The organism is Rhizobium sp. AAP116, assembly GCF_001295785.1.
GTDB lineage: Bacteria > Pseudomonadota > Alphaproteobacteria > Rhizobiales > Rhizobiaceae > Allorhizobium.
This window is the reverse complement of sequence record NZ_LJIB01000002.1, coordinates 315,361-334,628: the sequence shown is the minus strand read 5'-3', so window position 1 is coordinate 334,628 and position 19,268 is coordinate 315,361. Positions and strand designations below refer to the sequence as shown.

Here is a 19,268-nt window from a genome sequence, read left to right as displayed (position 1 = left end):
TGCGAGCGTCCTGCCATGCGCATTCTGCTCGTGGAAGACACGCTTGACGTCGGAGAGGCCATCTCTCGCCGCTTTGAAACCATCGGCCACACGGTCGATTGGGAGACGAACGGCCGTGCGGCCTCCGAGATCCTCGATTTTACCGAATATGATCTGGTGATCCTGGATGTCATGTTGCCGGGCATGGATGGGTTCTCAATTCTGAAGCGAATGCGTGACCAGGGCTCGACCGTGCCTGTCCTCGTGTTGACGGCCCGCTCGGAAATCGACGATCGCGTCGGCGCACTCGATCTTGGCGCGGACGATTACCTGGTAAAGCCCTTCGACTTCCGCGAACTGGAAGCCCGCGCCCGTGTGCTGCTGCGGCGACACGCCGGTGGCGAGGCGACCAACGTGATTGCCTGCGGAGATGTGCTTCTCGACCGCACCCAGCGGACGGTCAAGGTCGGCAACCGCGAGGTTCAGCTGAAGCGCCGCGAAATGACCCTGCTCGAAATCCTTGCGAGCCGCCCGGGACGCGTCTTCAGCAAGGATCAATTGCTCGATCAGCTCTTCGGCTTCGACGAACCAGCAGGTCCGAATGCCATCGAGCTCTATGTCGGACGTCTGAGAAAGAAGCTCGAAGGGGCCAGGGCACGCATCGTGACCGTGCGTGGCGTGGGTTATCAATTGGTGTCCGATGCAGAGGACTAGGCGCTCCCTGTTTGCGCGCCTCGTCATCCGCGTCGCCGTGGTGCTCGCGGGGGGCGCAGCGATGCTGATGACAGCGGCGTGGCTTTATGCCCGTGCAGCCGCCGACGAAGCCTATGATCGGCTCCTGCAGGGTGCCGCGATCCAAATCCTTGACGGTCTGGTGGTCGAAGAAGGCCGCATCACGGTCAACCTGCCGCCGAGCGCTTTCGAACTGCTCGGCCTCGCACCGAGGGACAAGATCTTCTACCGCGTCATGGCACCCGACGCCTCGACACTCACCGGCTACGAAGACCTGGAGTTTCCGGTCGACATCGCCAATGCCCGTACCGAGGCCTTGTTCCAGACGTCACGCTTCCGCGATCAGCCGGTGCGCATGGTGGCCGCGAGCCGCGCGATTGCAGATCCCTCGATCGGTGGTTGGGCAAATGTTCTCATCGCCCAGACCACAGAGGCGAGACAGCAATTGACAACGGAATTGACCACGCGTGCCCTGGCGCTGGTCGGGGTCATGAGCCTACTTGCGCTCGGGGGAACCATCCTTGCGGTGCGTTACTCGCTGCGACCGCTCGATGTACTCGGCGACACGCTTCGCCGCCGCGACAGCCAGGACCTGACACCGCTCGCCGTCGACGTGCCTCGCGAACTCGCCCCCTTCGTGGAATCCATCAACCACTTCATGGGCCGACTGGATGACCGGTTGCAGCTGTTGCAGCGCTTCATCGCCGACAGCGCCCATCAGATCCGCACGCCACTGACGGCATTATCGGCCCAGGTCAGCCTGATCAACGAAGAAGCGCTTTCGGAGAATGACCGCCGTCACCTCGACCGGGTGAAGAACCGGGCATCGGAGCTTGCGCGGTTCACCACGCAATTGCTCAACCATGCCATGGTCATCCACCGGTTCGATTCCGTGCAACTCTCGCCGATAGACGTCGTCGATGTCGCGCGCAAAGCCTTCCGCGCGGCCGTCCCGATCACCATCGACCCTGACATCGTCGTCTCCTTCGAGGCGCCGCCGGAGCCGCTGATGGTGCTCGGCGATGGCTTGAGCCTGCGCGAAGCGATCGTCAACGTCATCGACAATTCGCTGCGCCATGGTGTGGTGTCGAGCCTTGCGGTGCGGGTGATCCGGCGTGGCGATTTCGTCCTCGTCGAGGTGGAAGACGATGGCCCGGGCATCCCAGCCCAGGACTGGACGCAAGTTACCCGACGCTTCGTCTCGTCAAAGTCAGGCGAAGGCAGTTCCGGCCTCGGCTTCGCCATCGCCTCTGAGGTGGCCACAACGCTGAACGGTGCGCTGGCCTTCCGCGAACGGACGCCCGGGACAGGCTTCACCACCTTCCTTGAACTCCCCCTGATCGATGCGAGGCCAAGCGCATGAACCTGTCGACGATGTTCCACGCCGTGGTGTCGGGCTTTGTGACGGCGGCCCTGGCCTCGACCTCGGCTCTCGCTCTTGAGGGGGAGCGCTCTGTCTTCCCCGCACCTGGACAGGAGCGGACAAGACTTGTGATCAACGGGGTGACAGACGCCGACGTCATTGCGCCGCTGATCCGGGACTTCCAGGAAACGGCGCGCGATGTGACCGTCGAATTCAACGACTATGTCAGCAACGATCTCTTCCGCGAGGCAGAACTGGCCTGTCGGCAGCAAACGAGTCACGGCGACCTCTGGATTTCCTCGTCGGTCGACCATCTCGTCAAGCTCGCCAATGACGGCTGCGCCAGGTCCCATCAGTCGGAGGAAACCGAGCGTGTTTCGGCCTGGGCCAACTGGCGCGACGAAATCTTCGGCTTTGCCTTCGAGCCCGCCGTCATCGTCTATGACGCCTCCCAGGTGCCGCCGGAGGACGTGCCGCGCTCACATGTCGAGATCGCCGAACTCTTGCGCCGCAAACCGGACGAATACTGGACCCGGATCGGCACCTACAATGTTCAGCTGTCAGGCGTCGGCTATCTCCTCGCCTTCCACGATGCCCAGCAGGCACCGACAAGTTATGGCCGCCTTCTCGAAAGCTTTAGCCGCGCCCAGGTGGTGACCAGCTGCTGCAACAAGGAAGTGCTCGATCTGATCGAGGAAGGCAGGCTGAAGATTGCCTACAATATCCTCGGCTCCTATGCCTATGCACGCTATCTGCGCAACAATGACATGCGCGTGGTCGTCCCTCGCGACTACACGCTGATCCTGACCCGCGGCGCAATGATACCGACCCAGTCGCCCCAGCCGGATCTCGCCGCCCGCTTCGTCGACTATCTGGTTTCCGAGCGCGGCCAGAAGGTGGCGCGGGAGAAAGCCTTCTACTTTGCGGAAAACGCCCCCCTGCCCCCGGGTGTGGACGGTCCGATCTCGCTGATCGAATCCGGCATTGGCAGACCGATCCGCGTTGGGCCCGCACTGCTTGCAGCCCAGGATCGGGCGACCCGGGAAGAGTTCATTCGCAACTGGAGCTCGCTCTTCGCGCCCGGTGTACCTTGATCCTAAAAGCAGCAGCATCCCAATGAAAAGGGCGGCGCCTTGTCGGCGCCGCCCTCATTAACTCTAATCGGTGTTTCTGGCTGAACGCTCAGTCCGCCCCGCGAGCGATGGCGCCCGTGGTGACGAAGCGACGCTGGTAAGCAAAGAGCGAGCCCCCGACCACCAGTCCGATGACATCGGAGATCAGGCCTCCACTGATCATGCTGAGGGCCCCGACGAGCAGGAGCAGTCGCAGCGGCACCCCGAGTGCACCGAAGAACCATCCCTGGACCGCAGCCGCCAGCATGTAGATACCAAGGCTTGCCGACACGAACACATGCAGGACTTCCAGCCAGGTACCTTGCATCAGCATGGCCTGGGAATAGAAGAACATGAACGGCACCACGAAGGCCGCCAGGCCGATCTTGAAGCTCTCGACGGAGGTCTTCATTGGATCGGATCCCGCGAGCGCCGCCCCTGCATAGGCAGCAAGCGCCACCGGTGGCGTGATCGCCGACATCACCGCAAAGTAGAAGACGAAGAAGTGCGCGGTGAGGACCGGAATGCCGAGATTGACGAGGCCGGGTGCCACCACGGCTGCAGCAACGGCATAGGCAGCAGTCGTCGGCATGCCCATGCCCAGCACGATGGAAATGCACATCGCGAAGAACAGCGCCAGCAGCTGGTTCTGCTCGGCAATACCCAAGAGCAGGCTGGAGAAGCGAGCTCCGACGCCCGTCAGCGCGATGACGCCAACGATGATGCCTGCACACGCGCAGACGGCGACAAGCTGGACCGACATGCGTGCTGCGATGTCGAATGCCTTCGCCAGCAATCGCGGTCCCATGCGGTGCGGCGTCAACCAGCTGACCACGGCCGCGGCCATCATCGACACCGTGCCGGCGCGGATGACCGAGTATCCGGCAAACAGGGTGTAGATCAGCATGATGATCGGGATGAACAGGTAAGCCTGCTTCAGCAGCTCTTTGAAGACCGGCAGTTCTTCCTTCGGAAGACCCTTCATGCCGAGTTTCGTCGCCTGCAGATCGACCATGAAGTAGACGGATGCGAAGTAGAGCACCGACGGAATGATCGCCGCAATCACGATGTCCGTATAGGGAATGCCCGTGACTTCCGCCATGATGAAGGCACCGGCCCCCATGATCGGCGGCATGATCTGGCCGCCGGACGACGCAGCCGCCTCGACTGCCGCAGCAGTCTTGGGCGGATAGCCGACCTTCTTCATCAACGGAATGGTCAGCGAGCCCGTCGAGACGACGTTGCCGGCCGAGGTGCCGTTGATCATCCCCATCAGACCCGAGGCGAGGACGGCGACCTTGGCGGGACCGCCGCGCGCACGACCCGCTGCCGCAAAGGCAAAGTTGACGAAGTAGTCGCCGACCTTCGAGGCCTGCAGGAAGGCCGCGAAGGTGATGAACAGGATGATGTAGGTCGAAGACACCGCGACAGGATCGCTCAAGATGCCCTGGTCGGTGAAAATATAGGTGAAGAAGCGGCTGGCATCGTAGCCGCGATGGTTCAGGAAGCCAGGCAGGTAAGGACCGGCAAACGAATACAGGATGAAGATCGAGGCGATCGCCACCAGGGCGAGGCCCGCGACACGCCGCGTCACCTCAAGGATAAGAATGACGCCAACGAGGGCAGCATAGAAGTCCGCCGGCTGGGCCATCGCAGTCCCGGCCCTCAGACGAAGCGGCCCGACGTTGAACAGGATATAACCAAGGACCGCGATCGAGGCGATGCCGAGCGCGTAGTCAGCCCAGTCGACGCGGGTACGGTCACGGCTGGGGAAGAACCAGGCAGCCAGGAGGGCGGCCGCAGTGCCGGCGATGAGCGGCAGACCATAGGTTGAGAAGACGAAGGCCGGAGGGCGAGCAGTGCCGGCAACCCAGTAGGCGCCCCAGGCATAGGCGATCATGGCAAAGCCGTAGCCGATGCCACCGACACCCACCAGAAGAAGCAGCCATTCGATTGGATTGCGCCGCACCCGGTCCGGCACAGTGACCGGCAATTGCACGGCCGAGTAGATCAGGAAGCCCAGAAGCAGTCCGCCGCAGACATGGATCAGGCGATAGGTCCAGGTTTCGAGCGGATAGAGGTTCATCACCCCGATATGGAAGGCGGTATAAGCGATGCAGAGGACGATGATCGCCTTGTTAGTCCAGTTTGCATGAAGCCGCTGGTTGCTCGCAACCGGCTCGTCATCGACGTTTTGAGCCACGATGGGCCCAGCGGCTTGCTGCGCTGAGATGTTGTCAGCTTGTGTCATGGTTATGTGTCCCGATAAGGAAGCCGGATCTTGCACGAAGGACGGCGGCAGCCAGAGCTGCCGCCAATTGCCTGCACTGCGAGGCGCAGGTTCCGGGCTTTACTGGCCCTTCAGAGCATCGGGAATGGTGATGCCTTTTTCTTCGAAGTAGCGCACCGAACCCGGGTGGAACGGCAAGAAGGTGTTCTTCTCGATGTTCGCGGAAATGGTCTCGGAGGCCGTGGCATGGATCTGCACCATGCGTTCGTTGTTTTCCATCACCAGCTTGGTGATCTCGTAAGCGAGAGTCTCAGGCATTTCGGCATTGGCGACCGCGAAGTTCCAGAGGCTGACGGTGCTCTGCGGATCGGGGAAGCCCTGGTAGAGACCGCCGGGCACCTCGAAGGCTGCCAGTTCCGGCATGGCGTCGAGGATCTTCTTCTGCTCGTCTGCATTGAAGCCGAAGATGTTGACATCGTTTTCAGCCGCGATCTGCGCGAAGGCCGAAATCGGAACGCCAGCGGCAAAGGCGAAGGCGTCGATCAAACCATCCTTGACCTGGCTCGTCGCATCGTTTGCACCCGAGAACGAGATGACCGGCTTCACGCCAACGCTTTCGAAGTAACGCGGCCAGTAGGTCGCGGCAGTGCCGCCGGCAGGGCCGACCGACACGCGCTTGCCATCGAGGTCAGCCACGGAGGTGATGCCCGACGACTTCAGTGCAACGACCTGGAACGGGGTCTGGTACATCGGGAACAGGGCGCGCAGGTTCTTGTGTTCGACGCCCGGTGCGAGCTCGCTGTTGCCGGTCCAAGCTTCATAGGCCGGGCCCATGGTCACGAGACCCATCAGGTGGTCGCCGGTCTCGATAAGCGTTGCATTCTGCACAGGACCGCCGGTGACTTCAGCGGATGCGTTCACACCCAGCTTTTCCGTGATCAGGCCGGCAAGACCCGTGCCGTAAATGAAGTAGGTGCCGCCCTGGCTGGCGGTGCCAATAGTCATGCTACCTGGCCAATCGGCTTTGTCCTGAGCCGACGCGGATGCAGCAAACGTCAGTGCCATGGCCCCAGCCATAGCGATCATGAACTTTTTCATGAAGTCCTCCCTACATGTTATGACGTGACAGAGTCCGACGCCTCCTCTGGGCCGGACCTTCCGCGAGCTAAGCGCCGGCTTAAGCCGGAGGCAACGTGGCGTGGTCGCCCCTCACCCGCGCCCGACGCTTTTCACGCCGCCCATGGGGGGAAATCGTAACATTTCGAAGAGTCCACGGGTGGAAAGCCACCCATTGATTGTCCCCACAGACGGGAACCGAACCGATCTTGGCCTCAGCCTCAGCCGTCGATAGCCAGATTCTTGTCCAACCCGTGTTTCTGCATCTTCTCGTAGAGCGTCTTTCGCGAGATGCCGAGCTGTTCATAGACAGGCTTCAACGCACCCCCATGGGCTGCAATCGCGCTGGCGATCAATTGCTTTTCATAGGCTGCCACCTTCTCGGCAAGACGTGTGGCCGCGGCATCAGGATCGGTCGCGACGTCGAGCCCGGTTTCAATGCCCAGAACGAGACGATCGGCAGCATTCCTCAGCTCGCGCACATTGCCCGGCCAGTCGCGCTCGGCGATTTCGGACAGGATCTCCGGCTCGACCTCCATGTCATCGCGACCGTACCGCGCGGATGCTTCGCGCACCAGATGCAGGAAAAGGAGCGGAATATCTGCCCGTCGCTGCGAAAGCGACGGCACCCTGAGCGTCGCGACGTTCAGCCGGTAGAAGAGATCGGCGCGAAATCGCCCGGCAGCCACCTCGCTTTCGAGATCGACCTTGCTGGTGGCCAGGAAGCGGACGTCGAGCGGCACGGCCTCGTTGGACCCGAGCCGCGTGATGGTCCGCTCCTGCAGGACACGCAGGAACTTCGCCTGCAGGTCGAAGGGCATGGAGCCGATTTCGTCGAGCAGGATCGTCCCGCCGCGACCATGCTCGAACTTGCCGTAGCGCGCACGGATCGCGCCTGGAAAGGCTCCCGCTTCATGACCGAAGAGCTCGCTCTCGATCAGCGTCTCTGGTAGCGAGGCGCAGTTGATCGCAATGAAGGGTCCTCTTGACCGCGCACTGACATCGTGCAGGCTGCGTGCCACAACCTCCTTGCCAGCACCCGTCTCGCCAATGATCAGTGCATCCGCCTCGGTGGCGCCGATGGCGCGGACACGGTAGCGCAGGTCGACCATGACGGGCGTGCGCCCCGGAAGCCGCGTCTCGATATCGTCGCGCTTGCCCGCGACCGCCCTCAGACGCCGGTTCTCAAGCACCAGCGACCGGCGGTCGAGTGCATGTCGCACGACACCGGCGAGCGCCTGGCTGCCAAACGGCTTCTCGATGAAGTCATAGGCGCCTTCACGCATCGCCTTGACGGCAAGCTGCACCTCGCCATGTCCGGTCACGAGAATGACGGGGATCTCGTGATCGAGTTCGCGGATGCGATGGAGAAGCGTCATCCCGTCCATGCCCGGCATGCGGATGTCACTCACGACCACACCATCGAAACCGAAGCCGACCCGCGAGAGGATTTCCTCTCCGGAGGCGAAGGCCTTGACCTGCAGGCCGTGCAGTTCGAGCGCCTGACTGGTGGAGAAGCGCAGCTCCTCCTCGTCATCGACGAGCAAGACCTGTCCTGAATTCATTCCGCCGCCTCGTTCAATGCTTCCGCTTGCAGGAGTTCGATCCGAAACAACGCGCCGCCGCCTTCCCGTTTGCCGACTGTCAGGCTACCGCCGAAATCCTTGATGATATTGTACGAAATGGAAAGACCGAGACCAAGCCCCTTGCCCACGCCCTTGGTGGTGAAGAAGGGATCAAAGATGCGCTCGACGATCGCCGACGGGACGCCCGGGCCGCGGTCTGCGATCTCGATCACCACGCGTCCCTGTGTGCTCCGCGCCGAAAGCTCGATCTTGCGGTCCTCCAACCCCTCCACGGCATCGCAGGCATTGGTGAGGATGTTGACCAGAACCTGCTGCAGACGCACGGGGCCGCCCTGCACGGCCGGCAGATCGGGCTCGAAACTGAGAGACAGGCTGGCATCGGCGGTTCCGAGGCGGGCCGAGACGATCTCAAGCGTCTCGCGGACCACCTCTTCGATAGAGATCGGGCCAAGCTTCTCGTTCGGCTTGCGGGCAAAGTTGCGCAGGTGACGCGAGATCGAGGCCATGCGGTCGATCAGGCTGGAGATGCGCCCGAGATTGTCGCGTGCTTCTGATATCCTGTTGCGATCGATCAGCATCGTTGCGCTGTCGGCATAGGTCTTGGCGGCCGCGAGCGGCTGGTTGAACTCATGCGACAGAGCCGCCGACATCTGGCCGAGACCGGCGAGCTTGCCAGCCTGGATGAGATCGGCCTGGGTCTGACGCAGTTGCAGGTTGACGCGCGCGAGATCGGCCGTCCGCTCCTCGACCCGCCGCTCCAGTTCGGCCTGCGCCTCGATCTGCATGTGCATCCGCTCCTGCAGCCGTGCGCGACGCTGGATGACAACGGCGAGCCCCAGAACGAAGAGGCAGAGAAACAGCAGGATGGCGACCAGCATGGTTCGCGCCTGGGCGTGGATCGTGCCGGTGTCGAAAAGCACTTTCACGGTCCAGTCGGCATCCGGCATATAGTGTTGCAGGACGAGATATTCGCGATTCCCATCGCTCTGGTTGATGGTCATCAACACATGATCGTCGAGTGCGCCACGCTTGATCGGCAGGTCCCGCAGGACGGCGTCCGAGTACCGCCGCGAGGCCGAGGTACGTTCAAGACGTTCGGGTGTCAGCGGCAGCACCGAGGCATAAAGCCATTCCGGATTGCCGGTCATGAAGATGATCCCCTCGGGATCATGCACCAGGATCTTGTATTCGCCGCCGCGCCAGGACGTTTCGATGTCTTCGATGTCGACCTTGAAGGCGATGACGCCGCGAACTGCACCATTCACTTCGATCGGCGAGGAGAAATAGTAGCCGCGCTTGGCCGATGTCGTGCCAAGCGCGTAGAAACGCGCCTGCTTGCCCGCAGCCGCTTCGAAAAAATAGGGGCGATAACTGAAATTCTCGCCGACGAAGCTCGCCTCACCGTCGAAATTGCTGGCCGCGATCGTGTTTCCATCCATCGTCATCACATAGATATCGGAGGATTCGAGTAGCGTGTTGATCTCCTTGAGATAGCGATTGGTCGCATCGCGAAGGGCCGGATTGCCCGGGTCCAGCACAAGCTCCTTCATGTCGTCATGGTCGGCGATCAACGCTGGCAGGGTCTCATAGCGGCTGAGATGGCCCGATAGCGCCGAAGTCGCCAGGCGCAGCGCACTGTTGGCCTGTAGCGACGCTTCGTCCATGACCTTGCGCGTCATCAACCGATTGCCGACAGTCATCAGCGCCAGGCTCGCGGCAAGCAATACGAGGACAAGCGCAATGATCATGCGCCGGGCCACAGCCAATCGCCGTGCGGGTGGTACCATTCCGATCGTCAAATGCGCGCTCCTCATCGTCCCGAGGATAACTGCCCGGCTGCAGCTTTCCAAGCCGGCTTGCACGCGCGACTGTCTGCTCGCAAAAAAGCCGCCGACCCACAGGGAACGGCGGCTCATGATCTTGCAGCGATCGACGGCAATCAGGCGGCGCGATGCTGCGTGTGCGTGGCCTGCTGACGGCGGCCTTCGGGAGCCAGCTTGAACTGGTTGACAAGCTGCATCAGCGCATCCGCCTCGTCGGCTAGTTGACGGGTCGCGGCATTGGTTTCCTCCACCATCGCGGCATTGCGCTGGGTCATCTGGTCCATCTCGTTGACGGAAGAGTTGACCTCGGCCAGCGCATTCGACTGGTCGCGGCTGGCCATGGCGATAACCGAGACGCGGTCGGCGACGGTGATGATGTTGGCCGAGATCTCGGCGAGCACAGAACCCGTCTGCTGCACAAGCTTGGCGCCGGAAGAGACTTCCGTGCTCGACTTGTGGATCAGGTCCTTGATCTGCTGGGCAGCCCCCGCCGATCGCTGTGCGAGCTCGCGCACTTCCTGGGCGACGACAGCAAAGCCCTTGCCGGCTTCGCCCGCACGCGCTGCTTCGATGCCCGCATTGAGCGCCAGCAGGTTGGTCTGGAAGGCGATCTCGTCGATCACGTCGATGATCTGGACGATCTGGCCCGAGGCATCCTCGATGCGGCCCATGGCGTCGATGGCGTTTCCGACAACCGTCGACGAAGTGTCCGCGCGGCCCTTGGTATCAGCGACGATGTTGTTCACTTCCTCGGCCCGCTCCGCAGACGACTTGACGGTCACCGTGATCTCGTCGACGGCAGCGGCCGTTTCCTCGAGCGAGGCCGCCTGCTGCTCGGTGCGCTTGGCGAGTTGGTCGGCTGCACTGCTCATCTCGGCGGCGTTGCGCTGGATCATGTAGGTATTCGAGCGGATCTGCGTCATCGTATCCTGCAGGTGCTCGAGCGACTGGTTGAAATCGTTGCGCAACTGCTCGAGACGGCCGTGGAACGGCGTGTCGATGGTTTCGGAGATGTCGCCCTTGGCGAGACGGCCGAGACCGGTGGCCAGCGCATTGACGGCGAAGTCGATCTGGCGATCGATCTCCTGCTTTTCGAGATCGTTGCGACGACGCTCGTCCTCCGCCTGAGCGCGCTCGGCTTCGCTGCGGCTCTCGATTTCGATCTTCGAGAGTGCGTTCTGCTTGAAGACGCCGAGCGCACGGGCCATCTCGCCGATCTCGTCAACACGGGCTTCGCCGTTGATCTTCGTATCGAGAACACCTTCGGCCAGGCGACGCATGGCGCCAGTGATCTGGCCGATCGGCCCCTTGAAGGTCATGACAAGCCCGATGCCGGCGAAGATGGAGATCAGGATGCCGAGTGCCGTTGCGCTGATGGAAATCGAGTTGGCTTCCTGACGTTCCTGCCCAGCCGAAACCTTCTGCATTTCGGCGAAGGTCGTGAGTTGCTGCCAGATGATGTTGAGGTCAGCGGCAGCCTCTTCGAAGCTTGCCTTCCGTTCCTGGCTCACCTTTACGAGTTCAGCACTCGCGCCAATCATCGTATCGACAGCGGGGCCGAGATCCTTCTTCACCTGCATCAGGATCGGCTGATCCGCAGCGGTCTTGTCCAGTGCGCCAAGGAACTTCTTCACCGCGTTGAACTGCTGCTCCAGCAGCATGCGGTTCTGCTCGGTCGGCTCCAGCAGGAAACGGGCCATCATGATCTGCACGGCGTAGCCGGCGGCCATGACCTGTCGCCCGTCTTCGATGACGGCCTGGGCCTTGGCAAGCGGCGCATCGAGTTCGCCGAACTTGATCGTCGCTTCCTTCATCTTCTGCTGTGCTGCGAGGCCGAGATAGGCGTTGAGCTGCGTGAAATTGCGCAGCTGACCGGCCATTCTCTTGAGAGCATCCTCGGACTTGTCATTGGTGGCAAGCGCTGCCTTGAGGTCACCGCCGATCTTTTCCAGCGTCTTGGCGGCCGACAGGTTCGCCTTCGGCAGCACCTCCACCAGCACCTGCTGGCGGGCAATGATTTCGTCGATACGCTCCCCGATAACGGCGAATTTCTCATCCGGCGTCTTGGCCTTGGTGAAGGCGGAATTGGTTTCCGTCAGAAAGGTACCGGTGCTGCGGATGCTTTCAGCGTCTCGCAGCATGGTCTTGGCCGAAGCATCATCCGCCTGCACAGCGCGCTCCATGGTGGCCATGGCGGCCGTGACGCGTCCCTGAGCGACGACGACCTGTTTGCCACCCTTCTGCAGGGTCTCGACAAGGGCGGTCTCGGACGCATGGAGCCTCCAGAGATCGTCGATATGGACAAAGACCTGATCGATCAGCTTGCCGGCCTCTTCGAGTTCACCACGACCATCGGCGTCGGGAGCAAGCTGCGCAAGCGTGCTGTCCAGATCACGTCGCTGCTGCTCGAGGCGACCAGTCAGATCAGCCTTGGCCTCTTCGGTCGTATTGGCGAGAAAGCTGCTCATGGAGGCGGAGACGTCGCGGAAACCGCTTAAGGACTGGAGTACGCTGTTCGAGATTTCGATGCGGCCCTGCAGCAGTCCCGATGCATAGAGCCCGGTAAAGCCGACGGCGGAAATGCTGATGACGAAAGGCAGAATGAAAATCAGCACCTTCGTCTGGATGTTAAAGCGCGACAATATACGGTCAATGAACACGGTCTTGGTCTCCTCCGACATCGGCGACGAGCAAAGTTTGCTGTCGTCGAAGTCCATGTCTGAATCGGACGGAGCATGGGCAAGGAAGACTAATATGAGTTTAATAAGACCGCTCAGATTGGCGCATGGGCAGTGCTGGAGACCGATCCGAACGACCCGCCAGACCACAACCAAAAATAGAGATTGAGCACACAATGAGGGGCACACGAGATGGATGATCCCGCATGCCCCAACTTAAGCCTGTCTCCCGACCATAAGAGGAGGATGTCAGCGCATATCCTCGATGGCGACCGCATCGACATCGGTATAGTCGACATTGTCGCCGGCCATGGCCCAGATGAACGAATAATTCGCCGTGCCGGCCCCGGAATGGATCGACCAGCCGGGGGAAAGGACAGCCTCTTCGTTCTTCATGATGATATGCCGCGTCTCGTCCGGTTCGCCGAACAGATGGAAGACACGGGTCTTCTCCGCCATGTCGAAATAGAGATAGACCTCCATACGCCGGTCATGGATGTGGCAGGGCATGGTGTTCCAGACCGATCCCTTGGCCAGACTCGTCATCCCGACCACCAACTGGCAGGTCTTCACGCCTTCGGGATGAACGAACTGAAAGATCGAGCGCTCGTTGCTGGTTTCCTGCGCGCCGAGATCGAGCCGCTTGGCGTCACCGATACCGATGTGGCGGGCCGGATGGCGAGTATGTGCCGGAGCACTGAGCAGGTAGAACTTTGCTGGCTCATCAGCCGAGATGGAGGCGAAACTGACCGACGACCCCATACCGGCATACACCATGTCCCGGGTGCCGGCTTCGAACCGTTCTCCGTCAACCGTCACGACGCCTGCCCCGCCGATATTGACGGCGATCATCTCACGACGCGCGAGAAGCTCCGGCGTACCAGCCGGCTTGATCGTTTCGAGCGGCAGTTCCAAGGCGAGCGGCACGGCCCCACCGACGATCATGCGATCGTAGTTCGTATAGTGAAGCTGGATGCGGCCCGGCACGAAGAGCGGCGGCAGCAAAAAATTCGAACGCAATTCATCCGTGCCGAAACCGGCAGCGGTCAACGGATCGATGGCGAAGCGATTGGTAAAATCGGTGTGCGACATCATTCCTCCCATACATGTTATGTGAAGTTATCATACATGTTGTGTATCGCGCGGCAAGGGAGAAAATCGTTCATCAGGCGACACGCGACAGCGGACTATGTGTGCGCCATGAGAAAGTCATAAGACAGGTTGTCAGCCACGCGGCAACGGATAGGCCACCTGGCCATCCTCTTCGCCCCTGGGAAAGGCGCCCTCCCGGTTGCGCCGTTCGGCGTCCCTGTATCCCTGCGGACTGATCCCGATATAGCGCTTGAACATGCGGGAGAAGTAATAGGCGTCCGCATAGCCGGAGAGAGCGGCCGCCCGCTTCACCGTGCATCCACCGGCTAGCAACCCCATGGCGCGCTCCATGCGCTTGAACTCCTGGAACTTGTCCATGGTCCAGCCGACGCGCTTGCGGAATTCGCGCTTGAAGTAATCCGGATTGTAGGGTGCTGCCGCAAGAACCTGGGCGGTGATCGCCTCGTTCAGCGGATCGGCGGCAATCTGGCTGGCGGCGACCATGATCGCCAGCGACAGCTGGTCGGGATTGGCGACCGTCCCGACCGACTGCTCACGCCAACCGATGAAGGCCTGTTCGATATATTCGATCAGCAGGAACATGAAGACATGCTGCTGCTGCAGGCTCGTCGAATAGGGCGGCGCCGTCTCGCGAAAGTGCCGGACCACTTTTTCCAGCATGTCCCAACGCGCGAGCTTCACCGACAAGGCGAGATCCATCTGGGCGATGAGGTCGAGGCGACCGAAGAGATCCAGCGTGAAATGCTGCGCAACCCCGGTATAGGGCTCAACCGAAGCCGACCGCCCGACGAACCGCGTATCGGCCGGCAAAAGCATCGCCGAACCCGGCTCCATCTCCACCGTCTTCCCCTCGACTTCATAGATCCCGCGACCGCTCAGACAGATCACGAGATCATGCACCCGGTTCGATTTGTCGATCGACCAGGTCTGCGAATGCTGCATGCGTATGGTCGAACGTGTCAGGTTGAGCGCCAGCGCCTGCATCGGAATGCCGCTGAGAACACTACCTTCAGTTTCGTCCATCATTTTTCCCCTATTTGTCGATTTCCGCGCGAGACGTCTAAAGAGATATTAGACACAGGACCGGTCGACTTGGGAAGACCGGGGAGGATATCAGGAGGAGGAGGGTAGACGGCGGGACGGGCCACGGAGGTAGCCGGTCGACGCCTCGTCCACCCTGCATATTGCGATGCAGAAAACGGAATACACGCGCCCGGTCACCATCGCCTATGTCGGCGGCGGCTCGCTCAATTGGGCGACGAAACTGATGGGCGACCTCGCCCAGGATGGAACGGTGCCGGCGACAGTCCGGCTCTATGACCTCGACCATGCGGCCGCCGAGCGCAACGCCCGTATCGGCACCCGCTACGCCGCCCGCAGCGAGGCCGGGGCGCCCGTCACCTATACGGCAGAACGCACGCTTGAAGCCGCCCTCACCGGTGCAGACATCGTCATCATCTCGATCCTGCCGGGCTCCTTCGAGGACATGGCGAACGACATTGCGATCCCCGAGCGCTATGGCATCCGCCAGTCGGTCGGCGACACCGCCGGCCCCGGCGGCTTCATCCGCGCCATGCGAGCGATCCCGATGATCGCCGAAATCGGCCGCGCCATCGCCAACCACTGCCCTGAGGCTTACGTCTGCAATCTGACAAACCCGATGTCCGTGCTAACGGGTACGCTCTACGCGGTCTTTCCGGAGATCCGTGCCTGGGGGTCCTGCCACGAGGTCATCAAGACCCGCAAGATCATGGCCTATCTTGCCAACCGCCGCGCCGGCGACGTGCTCTACGGCTACCGCGATGCCAAGGTAAACGTGCTCGGCATCAACCACTTCACCTTCGTTGATCGGGCCGCTGTTGGCGGTATCGACATGATGCCGGCCTATCTCGATTTCGCGAGAGAGCATCATGCGACCGGCTGGCGTGAGTCGCCGCTCGATCCTGCAAACGAACACGATCGCTACTTCACCGACAGCTTCCTCGTGAAGTTCGATCTCTCGCTTCGCTTCGGCATAGCGGCAGCTGCCGGCGACCGCCATCTCGTCGAGTTCCTGCCCCAGTCGTGGTATCTCGATGATCACGCCGCATGGAAATTCGGCCTGACCCCGGTGGAGTTCCGCATGCGCGAGCGAAAGGAAAAGGTCGATTATGCCGATGCTCTGGACAAGGGCGCCGACCTGCCGCCAGCCCGCGCCTCGGATGAGGCCATCGTCGAGCAGATCAAGGCTCTGATGGGCGGCCCCGAGCATGTGAGCAACGTCAACCTGCCGAACCGGGGGCAACTCGCCGGCTTTGCAGAGGGCACGATCGTCGAAACAAACGCCCGCTTCAGTGCACTCGGCATCCAGCCCATCGTTGCCGGACGATTGCCGCAGGCACTCGAGCTGCTCGCCCGCCCCCATGCCGACCGGCAAACCGCGCTTGTCGAGGCGGTACTGGCTGACGATGTCGACGCGCTCTTGCCGCTCTTTGTCTCGGATCCGCTCGTCGCCGCTCTTTCACAGGGAAAGGCAACCCGCCTCTTCCGCGAAATGGTCGCCGCCACCCAGCATCGTCTGCCTGAAACCTTGGCCAAAGCAGGAGGTGCAGCATGAGCGGAGACAGCCGTTATCTCGGGCTCTTCTATCTGGCGCCCTACATCATCGGGTTGCTCATCTTCACGGCGCTGCCCTTCGTCATCTCGCTCTACCTGAGCTTCACCGACTACAATCTGATGAGCGCGCCGATCTTTACCGGCCTGGACAACTACATCAGGCTCTTCACGAGCGATCGTACCTTCATCAAGTCGCTCAGCGTCACCCTGTTCTATGTCTTTGTCACGGTGCCGCTGGAGCTGTGTTTTGCACTCTTCATTGCGGTGATCCTGAACTACAAGCTGAAGTTCATCAATCTCTACCGCACGGCCTTCTACGTGCCCTCGATCCTTGGTGGCTCGATCGCCATTGCCGTTCTATGGCGCTACATGTTCGCCGATGTCGGCCTGATCAACATGGGTCTCGCAACAATCGGCATCGAACCGATCAACTGGTTCGGCGACCCGACCAATGCCATGTTCACGATCACCCTGCTGCGCGTATGGCAGTTCGGCTCGGCCATGGTGATCTTCCTCGCCGCACTCCAAAGCATCGACAAGAGCCTTTACGAGGCCGCCGCGATCGACGGTGCCGGCAAGTGGAAGAGCTTCGTCTACATCACCCTGCCGCTGATCACGCCTGTCATATTCTTCAACCTGATCATGCAGATGGTCCAGGCCTTCCAGGAGTTCAACGGCCCCTACATCATCACACAGGGCGGCCCGCTGAAAGCCACCTATTTCCTGCCGATCTACATTTATGACGAGGCCTTCCTGCGCTTCGACATGGGCTATGCCTCGGCCATCGCCTGGGTGCTCTTCCTCATCATCATGGCGCTCACCCTTATTGCCTTCTGGTCCTCGCGCCACTGGGTCTACTACGCCGGCGACAAGCGGAGCTGATCATGACAGACCACGCCCTCCCCCACGTGACCGCAGACATCGACGAAGTCGACAAAATCAATCGCCGCGATCTGCGCCGACAGAAGCTGACTACCGTGTTCCGTTATGCCCTTTTGACACTGGTCGGCCTCATCATGCTCTATCCGCTGGTCTGGCTGATCGGCGCTTCGTTCAAGACCAATTCGGAGATTTTCGCCAACCCGGGTTTCTGGCCGGACAACCCGACGGCGGATGGTTATATCAGGGGCTGGCAGACCTCGACGCCCTACACCTTCGGTACCTTCTTCCTGAACACGCTCTGGATCGTGCTGCCGAAGATCATCGGCACGGCGATATCCTGCACCGCTGTCGCCTATGGCTTCGCCCGCTTCGATTTTCCGTTCAAGAAGCTGCTCTTCGCAACCCTGATCGCGACGCTACTCCTGCCGAATGTCGTCACCCGCATTCCGCAGTACCTGCTGTTCCGCGATCTCGGCTGGCTGGATACCTATCTGCCGCTCTGGGTCCCCTCCGCCTTCGCCGGCGACGCCTTCTTCGTCTTCATGCTGGTGCAGTTCCTGCGCGCCATTCCTCGTGACATGGAGGAAGCAGCGCGCGTCGACGGCGCCAATACCTGGCAGGTGCTGGTCTTCATCGTCATTCCGCTGCTGATGCCGGCCCTGATTTCGGTCTGCCTCTTCCAGTTCATGTGGACGATGAACGATTTTCTGGGACCGCTGATCTACATATCCTCGGTCGACAAGTTCCCCGTTTCCCTGGCGCTGAAGCTCTCGATCGACACGACAGAGGCCTTCGAATGGAACCGGGTGCTGGCGATGTCGGTGCTGACACTTCTGCCCGCTCTCACCGTCTTCTTCCTCGCCCAGAAATACTTCATCGACGGCATCTCCGCCGGCGGCATCAAGGGATAAGCTCATGGCCCGGTTGCAACTGAAAAACCTCGAAAAAGACTATGGCGCCTTCCGTGCCGTGCATGGCATCAACCTCGAAGTCGAAGACGGCGAGTTCATGGTCCTGGTCGGCCCCTCCGGCTGCGCCAAGTCGACAACGCTGCGCATGATCGCCGGCCTCGAACGGATCACAGGCGGCGAAATCCGCATCGGCGGAGAGCTTGTCAACGACAGAGCCCCCGGCGATCGGGGTATCTCCATGGTCTTCCAGAACTACGCGCTCTATCCGCATATGAAGGTGAAGAAAAACCTCTCCTTCTCCATGCGCCTCAAGCGCCGCCCGCAGGCGGAAATCGACGAGGCGACTGACAAGGTGGCGGGCACGCTGGAGATCGGCGCCCTGCTCGACCGCCTGCCGAAGCAGCTCTCCGGCGGTCAGGCCCAGCGGGTCGCCGTCGGGCGTGCGCTAATCAAGAAGCCGCAGGTCTTCCTCTTCGACGAGCCACTCTCCAACCTTGACGCCAAGCTGCGCGCCTCCATGCGCGTGCGCATCACCGATCTGCACAAGCAGTTGAAGGCCGACGGCATGGCGGCGACCGTCATTTATGTCACTCACGACCAGACCGAGGCCATGACCATGGGCGACCGGATCTGTGTCATGAAGGACGGCCACATCATGCAGGTGGCCGATCCTGTCACCCTTTACAATCGCCCGGCCAACGCCTTTGTCGCAGGCTTCATAGGCAGCCCGGAAATGAACCTGATCTCGGCTGAGCTCTCTGGAAACGGCGAACTCGTCACGGCCGGGCAGACACTCTCCATCGTCAACGGTCTCAGCGAGCGGTTGCACACCGACGCCCCACGCGAAGTGACGATCGGCATTCGCCCGCAGCACTTGCGCATCACGCCACCCGAGACCCCGGGCACGCTGTCGGGGCGCATCAGTCATGTCGAGTTCATGGGCCACGAAGTCTATCTCTACGTGGATATCGGCGGCGAACGTCTCATCGCCGTCGTGCCCTCCAGCCAATATGACCGGTCCGCCATCCGCGACGACCGCGTCTGGCTGAGCCCGGATATCCGGTCCACGCACATCTTCAACCGAATGACGGGCGAGAACATCTCGCTCGCCGACTGAAGCCGTCATCGTTCTAACTTGGGAGGAGCCA

Annotated in this window: 14 protein-coding genes; 7 read left to right on the top strand and 7 right to left on the bottom strand. The window is 61.4% G+C overall.

Annotation, left to right across the window (positions count from 1 at the left end; genetic code table 11):
* Window positions 1–15 precede the first annotated feature (15 nt).
* The 3 genes from IP85_RS01580 to IP85_RS01570 are packed head-to-tail and all read left to right on the top strand — an operon-like array spanning window position 16 to window position 3,168.
* The gene (locus IP85_RS01580) at window positions 16–693 is read left to right on the top strand and encodes a response regulator transcription factor (RefSeq protein WP_054147896.1); all 678 of its coding nucleotides are present in this window, start codon (window positions 16–18) and stop codon (window positions 691–693) included.
* Window positions 680–2,074, top strand: coding sequence for a sensor histidine kinase (locus IP85_RS01575; RefSeq protein ID WP_054147895.1), 1,395 nt, complete (start codon window positions 680–682; stop codon window positions 2,072–2,074). The genes IP85_RS01580 and IP85_RS01575 overlap by 14 nt, the downstream gene beginning before the upstream one ends.
* Entirely contained in the window at window positions 2,071–3,168 is a 1,098-nt protein-coding gene (locus IP85_RS01570; RefSeq protein WP_054147894.1) for an ABC transporter substrate-binding protein, read from the top strand. The genes IP85_RS01575 and IP85_RS01570 overlap by 4 nt, the downstream gene beginning before the upstream one ends.
* Window positions 3,169–3,256: 88 nt before the next feature.
* Here IP85_RS01570 and IP85_RS01565 read toward each other — a convergent pair whose 3' ends face one another.
* From IP85_RS01565 to IP85_RS01535, 7 genes are all read right to left on the bottom strand, one after another.
* Window positions 3,257–5,437, bottom strand: coding sequence for a TRAP transporter fused permease subunit (locus IP85_RS01565; RefSeq protein ID WP_054147893.1), 2,181 nt, complete (start codon window positions 5,435–5,437; stop codon window positions 3,257–3,259).
* Between the two features lie 99 nt (window positions 5,438–5,536).
* A complete protein-coding gene (locus IP85_RS01560) occupies window positions 5,537–6,514 on the bottom strand; it encodes a TAXI family TRAP transporter solute-binding subunit (RefSeq protein ID WP_054147892.1) in 978 nt (325 codons plus the stop codon).
* A gap of 239 nt (window positions 6,515–6,753) precedes the next feature.
* Window positions 6,754–8,097 carry a sigma-54 dependent transcriptional regulator gene (locus IP85_RS01555; RefSeq protein WP_054147891.1) on the bottom strand — a complete coding sequence of 448 codons (1,344 nt, stop codon included), beginning with the start codon at window positions 8,095–8,097 and terminating at the stop codon, window positions 6,754–6,756.
* Window positions 8,094–9,866: a sensor histidine kinase gene (locus IP85_RS01550; protein WP_054148011.1), complete on the bottom strand. Its 1,773-nt coding sequence runs from the start codon at window positions 9,864–9,866 to the stop codon at window positions 8,094–8,096. The genes IP85_RS01555 and IP85_RS01550 overlap by 4 nt, the downstream gene beginning before the upstream one ends.
* Window positions 9,867–10,057: 191 nt before the next feature.
* Complete coding sequence (locus IP85_RS01545; protein WP_054148010.1) at window positions 10,058–12,601, bottom strand: HAMP domain-containing methyl-accepting chemotaxis protein; 2,544 nt, start codon at window positions 12,599–12,601, stop codon at window positions 10,058–10,060.
* A 267-nt stretch (window positions 12,602–12,868) separates the two neighbouring features.
* Complete coding sequence (gene kduI / locus IP85_RS01540; RefSeq protein ID WP_054147890.1) at window positions 12,869–13,711, bottom strand: 5-dehydro-4-deoxy-D-glucuronate isomerase; 843 nt, start codon at window positions 13,709–13,711, stop codon at window positions 12,869–12,871.
* 132 nt (window positions 13,712–13,843) lie between these two features.
* Window positions 13,844–14,755, bottom strand: a complete 912-nt coding sequence (locus tag IP85_RS01535) for an AraC family transcriptional regulator (protein ID WP_054147889.1) — start codon at window positions 14,753–14,755, stop codon at window positions 13,844–13,846.
* Between the two features lie 166 nt (window positions 14,756–14,921).
* Here IP85_RS01535 and IP85_RS01530 point away from each other — a divergent pair, with 166 nt between their 5' ends.
* From IP85_RS01530 to IP85_RS01515, 4 genes are all read left to right on the top strand, one after another.
* Window positions 14,922–16,328: an alpha-galactosidase gene (locus IP85_RS01530; RefSeq protein WP_054147888.1), complete on the top strand. Its 1,407-nt coding sequence runs from the start codon at window positions 14,922–14,924 to the stop codon at window positions 16,326–16,328.
* On the top strand, window positions 16,325–17,209 hold the full coding sequence (locus IP85_RS01525) for a sugar ABC transporter permease (protein WP_054147887.1): 885 nt from the start codon (window positions 16,325–16,327) through the stop codon (window positions 17,207–17,209). The genes IP85_RS01530 and IP85_RS01525 overlap by 4 nt, the downstream gene beginning before the upstream one ends.
* A 134-nt stretch (window positions 17,210–17,343) precedes the next feature.
* Complete coding sequence (locus IP85_RS01520) at window positions 17,344–18,120, top strand: carbohydrate ABC transporter permease (protein WP_348625547.1); 777 nt, start codon at window positions 17,344–17,346, stop codon at window positions 18,118–18,120.
* Window positions 18,121–18,124: 4 nt separating this feature from the next.
* A complete protein-coding gene (locus tag IP85_RS01515) occupies window positions 18,125–19,237 on the top strand; it encodes an ABC transporter ATP-binding protein (protein ID WP_054147885.1) in 1,113 nt (370 codons plus the stop codon).
* Window positions 19,238–19,268 lie beyond the last annotated feature (31 nt).

Bases quoted from the DNA above. Each gene is read 5' to 3' on its own strand.
- IP85_RS01580 (WP_054147896.1), top strand. From the start codon at position 16: ATGCGCATTCTGCTCGTGGAAGACACGCTTGACGTCGGAGAGGCCATC.
- IP85_RS01575 (WP_054147895.1), top strand. From the start codon at position 680: ATGCAGAGGACTAGGCGCTCCCTGTTTGCGCGCCTCGTCATCCGCGTC.
- IP85_RS01570 (WP_054147894.1), top strand. From the start codon at position 2,071: ATGAACCTGTCGACGATGTTCCACGCCGTGGTGTCGGGCTTTGTGACG.
- IP85_RS01565 (WP_054147893.1), bottom strand. From the start codon at position 5,437: ATGACACAAGCTGACAACATCTCAGCGCAGCAAGCCGCTGGGCCCATC.
- IP85_RS01560 (WP_054147892.1), bottom strand. From the start codon at position 6,514: ATGAAAAAGTTCATGATCGCTATGGCTGGGGCCATGGCACTGACGTTT.
- IP85_RS01555 (WP_054147891.1), bottom strand. From the start codon at position 8,097: ATGAATTCAGGACAGGTCTTGCTCGTCGATGACGAGGAGGAGCTGCGC.
- IP85_RS01550 (WP_054148011.1), bottom strand. From the start codon at position 9,866: ATGATCATTGCGCTTGTCCTCGTATTGCTTGCCGCGAGCCTGGCGCTG.
- kduI (WP_054147890.1), bottom strand. From the start codon at position 13,711: ATGTCGCACACCGATTTTACCAATCGCTTCGCCATCGATCCGTTGACC.
- IP85_RS01535 (WP_054147889.1), bottom strand. From the start codon at position 14,755: ATGGACGAAACTGAAGGTAGTGTTCTCAGCGGCATTCCGATGCAGGCG.
- IP85_RS01530 (WP_054147888.1), top strand. From the start codon at position 14,922: ATGCAGAAAACGGAATACACGCGCCCGGTCACCATCGCCTATGTCGGC.
- IP85_RS01525 (WP_054147887.1), top strand. From the start codon at position 16,325: ATGAGCGGAGACAGCCGTTATCTCGGGCTCTTCTATCTGGCGCCCTAC.
- IP85_RS01520 (WP_348625547.1), top strand. From the start codon at position 17,344: ATGCTCTATCCGCTGGTCTGGCTGATCGGCGCTTCGTTCAAGACCAAT.
- IP85_RS01515 (WP_054147885.1), top strand. From the start codon at position 18,125: ATGGCCCGGTTGCAACTGAAAAACCTCGAAAAAGACTATGGCGCCTTC.